Raw genomic sequence first — 1,093 nt, 5'->3', positions numbered from 1 at the left:
TAAGGCGTGTTGATCTTTCGTGATTGGTTTTTGAGCAGCATGGTAAAGAGTTATAATTTGCTTCGCCAAAAGTAAAAGAACAACTCACTACCATGCCGAGACTAATGCTAACTGATAAGCGGTGGCAAAAGCTACTTCAAGTAATGAAGAGTACAGGCCGCATTTACAATAAACCAGAACATAGAATGACGTTTGAAGGGATACTCTTCCGGCTGAGAACAGGAATTCCTTGGCGTGATTTACCAACAGAATTCGGCGGTTGGAGCGCCGTTTATCGCCGATTCAATTTATGGTCGAAGAAAGGTTTATTGAATATGTTATTCAATGAGTTAGCCAAACTGGCTGATTACGACTGGGTCTTTGCTGATGGTTCGATTGTCAAAGCTCATCAGCATAGTGCCGGAGCAGCTACTAAGGATAATGAGTGCATTGGAAAAAGCCGAGGTGGTAACTCCACAAAAATTCATTTAGCCGTGGATAGTGGTGGGCTTCCAATTTATTTTGAACTATCAGAAGGCCAGAGAAATGATATAGCTCGGGCTCAAAGTCTGGTTGACCATTTAAGGGAAGTAAACATTTTCGTAGGTGACAAAGGCTACGATAGTGACGCATTAAGAGAATATATTGAAGCCAAAGGAGGTATCTCCGTCATACCGAAACGGAACTATGGCCAAGATATAGACAAAGGCAGCGTTGATTGGTGCCTCTATAAATATCGCCACCTAGTTGAAAACGCCTTTGCTCGAATAAAGCATTATCGTTCAATATCAACGAGGTATGAAAAGTTAGCAAGGAATTATGCCAGCATGGTATCACTGGCATTTTCGATGATGTGGCTACCCATGTACTGCTGAGTGAAATATATGCAGCAAAGATCAACAGGCCCTAGGGAGAGTGCTGCCAATCCAGAATTTGATGCAACAACAGCATCCTTTGCACAAAGTTCCAAGAAAATGATCAATATCGTGTACTTTCTAAGAGGGATTCACTACTGGCTACTGCAAGAGCAAGACAACGAGAAGGAGCTTATGTAAGATCATCAAGCCGACACCTTACGAGAAAAACTGTAAAGCGCGACCTGCGAAGAGGTGTT

At 42.5% G+C, this 1,093-nt stretch carries 1 protein-coding gene; it reads left to right on the top strand.

Going from position 1 to position 1,093, the window contains the following annotated elements; translation table 11 throughout:
- Window positions 1–92: 92 nt before the first annotated feature.
- Entirely contained in the window at window positions 93–854 is a 762-nt protein-coding gene (locus tag C7Y69_RS21270; RefSeq protein WP_013783868.1) for an IS5 family transposase, read from the top strand.
- Window positions 855–1,093 lie beyond the last annotated feature (239 nt).

Origin of the sequence: Alteromonas sp. KS69 (assembly GCF_003989595.1) — a bacterium.
Classification (GTDB): Bacteria; Pseudomonadota; Gammaproteobacteria; order Enterobacterales; family Alteromonadaceae; genus Alteromonas; species Alteromonas naphthalenivorans.
This window is presented reverse-complemented; position numbering and strand designations above follow the sequence as displayed.